We start from the raw sequence: 6,187 nt of genomic DNA, 5'->3' as shown, positions 1-6,187 counted from the left end.
GGTTGAGTAGGCGCCCCAGCGCCGTATCGAAACCATGCAGTCGAACCGGTTTCGATACGGCCGCGGGCGGCCTACTCAACCCGCCACTAGCTCCCGCGGTACGTGGAGTACGCGAACGGGCTCAGCAGGAGGGGCACGTGGTAGTGCGCGTCCACATCGGTGACGATGAAGTCGATCGTCACGCGCGGGTAGAACGCCTTACGGCCCGCCGCGGCGAAGTACGGACCCACGGCGAACTCGAGCTGGTAGTCCCCGGCGGGCAGGATGTCGGGGCCGAGGTCCTTCACGCGGCCGTCCGCGTCCGTGACGCCGACGGCGATGATCTCGCCCGACGGCCCGCTCAGCCCGACGTCGATGCCCGGGGCGGGCTGGCCGAGTGCGGCATCCAGGACGTGCGTGGTCACGTGGCTCATGATTCTCCGAACAGCTTCTCGAGGCGGAGCAGCGCGATGTCGCGCAGCTGCTCGCCGACGACCTGCAGCTCGATCGCGTCGTCGAGCGTGAGGCGCCGCGTCAGCTCGTCGAGGATCTCCCGCCGCGAGCGCCCGGCCGCCCGGATGATGAACACCCGCCCGAAGCGCTCCTCGTAGGCGGCGTTGCCGGCGGCGATCTCGGCGGCGAACTCGGTCGACGCTCCCTGCTCCGAGCGGCTGAGATCCTGCGACGTGCCCTGGCCCACCGGCTTCTCGCCGATGCGCGGATGGTGCGAGATCGCCTGGTCGATCTCGTCGGGAGAGAGCGGGGACGCCTCGGCGCTCGCGACCGCGAGCAGCTCGTCGAGGGTGGCGAAGGGGGCGCGCGAGGCCACGTCCTCGACCCAGCGGGGCACGGCAAGGGCGGCGGTGAGCCCCTCGCGCAGGGCTGCGTCAGTCACGTCGATCATTGTGGGTATAACAGTACCCATGGCAGACATCACCGGGATCGTGCTTGCGGCGGGCGCCGGCACCCGTGCCGGCGGACCGAAAGCACTGCTCCGGATGCCCGACGGCACCCCCTGGCTCGAACTCTCCACCACGGCCCTCCTGGAGGGCGGCTGCTCGCGCGTCATCGTGGTGCTCGGCGCGCAGGCACGCCTGGCGCGGCCGCTCGTCCCGATCGACGACCGGGTCACGACCGTGGTCGCGGTGGAGTGGGAGCGGGGCATGTCCGAGTCGCTGCGGATCGGCCTCGCGGCAGCCGACGGGGATGCCGCACTCATCACCCTCGTGGACCTTCCGGAGCTGCCCGTGGCCGTGGTGCAGCGGGTGCTCGCAGAGTCGGGAGTGCTGCGGCAGGCGACGTATTGGCGGCGGCCCGGGCATCCCGTCTACATCGCCGCGGACCACTGGGTGCCGGTCGCCGCGACGCTCAGCGGCGACCACGGCGCACGGGCGTACCTCGTGCAGCACGGGGTGGAGGAGATCGACTGCGCCGACCTGTGGGACGGCGCCGACCGCGACGAGGCGGGTTGAGTAGGCCGTCCACCAGCGGGTTGAGTAGGCCGCCCGCGGCCGTATCGAGCGGGTTGAGTAGGCCGTCCACGGCCGTATCGAAACCTGGGGCGCACCGGTTTCGATACGAGCGCTAGCGCGCCCTACTCAACCCGCGAGAGCCAGCACCGCGGCCTCGTAGGCGTCGAGCGCCGCCGCGACGTCCGCCGCGCGCACCGACTCGTCGGGGTGGTGGCTCACTCCGCCCTTGCAGCGCAGGAACAGCATGGCGATGGGGGTGACCGCCACCACGGCCATCCCGTCGTGGCCCGCGCGCGACCAGAACGCCATCGGCGACTCGTCGCCCGTCGACCGGATGCCCGCCTCGATTCCCGCACGCAGATCGAGGTCGCACACCACGGCGTCAGCGCGGTAGATCTCGTTGGCGTGGAACTCGAGCCCCCGCCGCGCGGCGATGGAGTGAGCCGCCTCGAAGATCAGCCGCAGTGCCTCGTCGCGGTCGTCGTCGAACTCGGCGCGCAGGTCGAGGCTGAACTCAACGCGGCCGGGGATGACGTTCACGCCGCCGGGGAACGCCTCGAGCTTGCCGACCGTGCCGATCACGTGCTGCTGCTTCGAGAGGCGCTCGATCTCGACCACGAGCTCGGAGGCGCCGACCAGCGCGTCGCGCCGGCGGTCGTAGGGGGTTCCGCCCGCGTGGCCGGCCTTGCCCGTCATGGCGAGCGAGAAGCGCCGAGCACCCGCGATCGAGGTGACGACAGCGAGGCGGCGGTCGGCGTCCTCGATGTACGGCCCCTGCTCGATGTGCGCCTCGAGGTAGCCCACGAGGTCCTCCGGGCGGCGGAACGCGCCCGGCAGCCGCGCCGGGTCGAGGCCGAAGTCGACGAAGGCCTCCGCGAGAGTGATGCCGTCGGCGTCGGTGAGGTTCCACCACTCGTCGTCCCACGTCCCGGCGAGCGCGCGGGAGCCGAGCAGCGCCGTGCCGAAGCGGGTGCCCTCCTCATCGCTGAACGCGACGACCTCGACGGCGAACGGCAGGCTGTTCTTCGGAAGGCGCGACACGACGGCGATCGCGAGCAGGACTCCGAGCATCCCGTCGTAGCGGCCGGCGTCGGGCACCGTGTCGATGTGCGATCCGAGCAGGAGGGCTGGCAGGCCGGGCTCGCGGCCCTCGATACGGCCGCACTGGTTGCCGGCGGCGTCCTGCCAGGTCGAGAGGCCGGCCTCCGCCATCCAGCCCGCGACGAGCGCGTTCGCGGCGGCGTGCTCGGGCGAGAGGTGCACGCGCACCAGGTGCTCGGAGTCGGAGGAGATCGCCGCGAGCTCGTCGCAGCGGTCGAGGATGAGCGCGGCCTCGCTACTCATAGAAGTCCAGGGCCGCGCCGACTCCGCTGCCCGCGGTCACCGCCGCGCCTCCGCGCCGGAGCACCTGCTCGAGCGCTGCGAGGGTCGTGAGCACGGCATCCCGCCGCGCGTTGTACCCCATGGTGCCGATGCGCCACACCTTGCCCGCGAGCGGGCCGAAGGACGTGCCGATCTCGATGCCGTAGTCGTTCAGCATTGTCGCGCGAGCACCGTCGCCGTCGATTCCGTCGGGGATGTGGACACCGACGACGTTGTTCATGCGCACCGACTGGTCGCCGAAGAGGGTCAGCCCGAGCCCCGTGAGCCCCGCGACCATCGCCGTGCCGTGAAGGCGGTGCCGCTCGACCGCGTTGTCCATCCCCTCGTCGACCAGCAGGCGCGCGCACTCCCGGGCGGCGTACAGCATGCTCGTCGCCTCCGTGTGGTGATTGAGGCGCTTCGGCCCCCAGTAGTCGAGGATCTGGCTGAGGTCGAAGTAGTTGCTGCGGATCGGGGCAGCGCTCACCGCATCCCCGTCCACCCGGATGCCCGCCTCAATGCTCTTGCGGGAGTTGATGACCTCGACGGCCTTCGCCGAGAGCGAGAGGGGCGAGCTGCCGGACGGCCCGGCGAGGCACTTCTGCAGTCCGCCGGTGACGGCGTCGATGCCCCAGGCGTCGGCCTCGAAGGTGTTGCCGGCGAGGGATGCCGTGACATCCGTGTAGAGCAGGGCGCCGTGCTTGCGCGCGAGGGCTCCGAGCTCCTCGAGGGGCTGGGCGACGGTCGTGGACGTGTCGCCGTGGACGATCGCGAGGAGCTTGGGCTTGTGCTCGACCAGGGCCGCCTCGATCTCGGACGGGGTGAAGACCGTGCCCCACTCGCGCTCGATCACGCGCACGTCGGCCTGGCAGCGCTCTGCGATCTCCCGCAGGAGGTGGCCGAAGCGGCCGAATACCGGGATGAGCACCACGTCGCCCGGCTCGATCAGGGAGACGAACGCCGCTTCGATGCCCGCGCGGCTCGTGCCGTCGATCACGAGCGTCGCGTCGTTCTTCGTGCGGAAGACTCCGCGGTACAGCTCCATGGTCTCGTTCATGTAGCCGGTCATCGCCGGGTCGTACTGGCCGACGAGCTGGGCGGACATCGCGCGCAGCACGCGCGGGTCGGCGTTGATCGGTCCCGGACCCATCAACAGGCGCGGCGGGGGGTTGATCGGCTCGGTCATGCCCCCATGCTATTCAGTCGGTGCTACGGCCGTGTTTCGGATCGCGTCGACCAGTCGGGCCAGACCGTAGTCCCACGCGCGCTCGAGGTCTCCCCCGAGGTTGAAGCCGCCCGCGAGCTCCATGCCGATGAAGCCGTTCGCCCAGGCGGTGAGGGTTCGCGCGGCCTCCAGCGCGTCATCCGGGCCGGCCAGTTCGTGCGCCACGCGCAGGATCGGCGCGCTCGAGGCCTCCACCAGCTCCTGCGAGACGCGGGTGTCCGGCGAGAACACGAGGTGGTAGGCGGCGGGGCGCTCGTGGGCGAAGGCCCTGAGGGCGTTCGCGAGGTCTGGCGCCGTGCGCCCCTCGTCGACGCGGCGGGTGAGCTCCAGCAGTGTCGCCTCCGCAACCAGTCGAACGAGCTCGTCCCGGCCGTTGACCCGCTTGTAGAGCGAGGGCGCGCGGACGCCCACCGCATCGGCCACCGACTGCATGGTGAGGCCGACCAGCCCGTCGCGCTCGAGGATGTCGCGCGCGGCATCCACTATCTGCTGCAGTGAGGTGCGGTCCGGAGTAGGCATGCCGCCAGTATAGCTATTGACAGTAGCCATGATGGCTATGTAGCATAGCCATCATGGAACTCGCACCCTCCCTTCACCGCATCGGCAACGACATCGTCGCCGCGTACCTCATCGACACCGCCGACGGCATCACGATCATCGACGCCGGCCTCGCGGGGCACTGGTCAGACCTCCTCGCCGAGCTCCGGACGATGGGCCGGAGCCTCGACGACGTGCGCGGGCTCATCCTCACCCACGGCGACAGCGACCACCTCGGCTTCGCCGAGCGCCTGCGCCGCGACCACGGCGTGCCGGTCTACGTGCACGCCGCCGACGCCGCCCGGGCGCGCGGCGAGTTCAAGCCGAAGAGCTCGATGGGCACGGTGAAGCTCGGCCCGCTTCTCGGTTTCATGGGCTACGCCCTGCGCAAGGGCGGCCTGCGCACCACCTACGTGACGTCAGTGGTGGAGCTGCAGGGCGGCGAGACGCTCGACCTCCCCGGCGCGCCGCAGATCATCACGCTGCCCGGGCACTCGGCCGGCAGCATCGCGGTCTACTCCCCGCTCGTCGACGCCGTGTTCGTCGGCGACGCGCTCACCACCCGGCACGTGCTGACGGGCCAGACCGGTCCGCAGCGGGCGCCGTTCACCGACGAGCCCGAGCTCGCGGTCGAGTCGCTGCAGGCGCTCCTGCCGACCGGCGCGACCTGGGTGCTGCCCGGCCACGGCACGCCGTTCACCGGCGGGGTCGCGGCCGCGGTCGCAGCGATCGCGGGTTGAGTAAGGCGCTCTAGCGCCTGTATCGAAACCGGGTTTCGATACGCGTCGCGGCGGGTTGAGCAAGGCGCTCTAGCGCCTGTATCGAAACCAGGTTTCGATACGCGCCCCAGAGGGCGCTACTCAACCAGCCTGAAGCTGCGGGTACTGCTCCGCGATCGGCTTCGCGAGGTTTGCCTTCGTCCGGGCGCTGCCCTCGTCGGCGAGAACCTCGTAGTCGCCGGCCTCGAGCCCGTCGTAGGCGTCGCGCACCACGTCGGCGGCGTCGTTCTTCGGCGCCGTGACATCCGTCGTCATCGGGGTGTCGGTGTAGCCGAGGTGCAGGCCGATCACGTGGGTGCCCTGCGGCGCGAGCTCGAGGCGCAGCGAGTTGGTCGCCGACCACAGAGCGGCCTTGGTCGCGCTGTACGCGCCGGCGACGCCGAGCCAGCTCAGCAGCGAGTGCACGTTCACGAGCACTCCCCCGCCGTTGGCCTTGAGCACGGGAGCGAACGCGGCGGCCACCGAGAGCGCTCCGAAGAAGTTGGTGTCGAAGATGTGGCGGATCGCGGCCTGGTCCCCCGAGATCGGCCCGCCTCCGCCGATCCCGGCGTTGTTGATGAGAACTGTCGTGTCGGATGCCGCGGCCACCGCAGCGGCGATCGACTCGTCGCTCGTGACATCCAGCGCGAGGGGCACGACCCGCGGGTCGGACCACTCCCGCGGCGTGCGGGCGGTCGCGTACACCTTGCTCGCGCCACGGGCGAGCGCCTGGTCGACGAACTCGCGGCCGAGGCCGCCGTTCGCACCGGTCACGAGAACTACTGAGCCTTCGATCGTTGTCATGCGGCGACACTAACACGCTAGGTCTGTTTTACAAACTCAGCTAGGATCGA

General features: G+C 70.7%; 8 protein-coding genes. 2 read left to right on the top strand and 6 right to left on the bottom strand.

Going from position 1 to position 6,187, the window contains the following annotated elements:
• Window positions 1-86: 86 nt before the first annotated feature.
• A complete protein-coding gene (gene uraH / locus AC1RTC_RS10990; RefSeq protein WP_493155573.1) occupies window positions 87-413 on the bottom strand; it encodes a hydroxyisourate hydrolase in 327 nt (108 codons plus the stop codon).
• Window positions 410-883, bottom strand: a complete 474-nt coding sequence (gene uraD, locus AC1RTC_RS10985; RefSeq protein ID WP_493155572.1) for a 2-oxo-4-hydroxy-4-carboxy-5-ureidoimidazoline decarboxylase — start codon at window positions 881-883, stop codon at window positions 410-412. The genes uraH and uraD overlap by 4 nt, the downstream gene beginning before the upstream one ends.
• Window positions 884-902: 19 nt before the next feature.
• Here uraD and AC1RTC_RS10980 point away from each other — a divergent pair, with 19 nt between their 5' ends.
• On the top strand, window positions 903-1,451 hold the full coding sequence (locus AC1RTC_RS10980; RefSeq protein WP_493155571.1) for a nucleotidyltransferase family protein: 549 nt from the start codon (window positions 903-905) through the stop codon (window positions 1,449-1,451).
• Window positions 1,452-1,577: 126 nt separating this feature from the next.
• Here the strand turns inward: AC1RTC_RS10980 and AC1RTC_RS10975 are convergent, their stop codons facing one another.
• Genes AC1RTC_RS10975 through AC1RTC_RS10965 form a run of 3 tightly spaced genes read right to left on the bottom strand, consistent with a single transcriptional unit; the run spans window position 1,578 to window position 4,557 of the window.
• Window positions 1,578-2,795 carry an allantoate amidohydrolase gene (locus tag AC1RTC_RS10975; RefSeq protein WP_493155570.1) on the bottom strand — a complete coding sequence of 406 codons (1,218 nt, stop codon included), beginning with the start codon at window positions 2,793-2,795 and terminating at the stop codon, window positions 1,578-1,580.
• On the bottom strand, window positions 2,788-3,999 hold the full coding sequence (locus AC1RTC_RS10970) for a pyridoxal-phosphate-dependent aminotransferase family protein (RefSeq protein ID WP_493155569.1): 1,212 nt from the start codon (window positions 3,997-3,999) through the stop codon (window positions 2,788-2,790). The genes AC1RTC_RS10975 and AC1RTC_RS10970 overlap by 8 nt, the downstream gene beginning before the upstream one ends.
• Window positions 4,000-4,008: 9 nt before the next feature.
• Window positions 4,009-4,557: a TetR/AcrR family transcriptional regulator gene (locus AC1RTC_RS10965; protein WP_493155568.1), complete on the bottom strand. Its 549-nt coding sequence runs from the start codon at window positions 4,555-4,557 to the stop codon at window positions 4,009-4,011.
• Window positions 4,558-4,610: 53 nt separating this feature from the next.
• Between AC1RTC_RS10965 and AC1RTC_RS10960 the strand changes: the two genes are divergently transcribed.
• Complete coding sequence (locus AC1RTC_RS10960) at window positions 4,611-5,315, top strand: MBL fold metallo-hydrolase (protein ID WP_493155567.1); 705 nt, start codon at window positions 4,611-4,613, stop codon at window positions 5,313-5,315.
• Between the two features lie 120 nt (window positions 5,316-5,435).
• On the opposite strand, the gene AC1RTC_RS10955 is transcribed toward AC1RTC_RS10960, so the two are convergent.
• Window positions 5,436-6,137, bottom strand: coding sequence for an SDR family oxidoreductase (locus tag AC1RTC_RS10955; RefSeq protein WP_493155566.1), 702 nt, complete (start codon window positions 6,135-6,137; stop codon window positions 5,436-5,438).
• Between the last annotated feature and the right edge of the window lie 50 nt (window positions 6,138-6,187).

Source organism: Rhodoglobus sp. GW821-FHT12B09, assembly GCF_058809925.1.
Note: the sequence above shows the minus strand (reverse complement) of the source record. Positions and strands in the feature narration are given on the sequence as shown.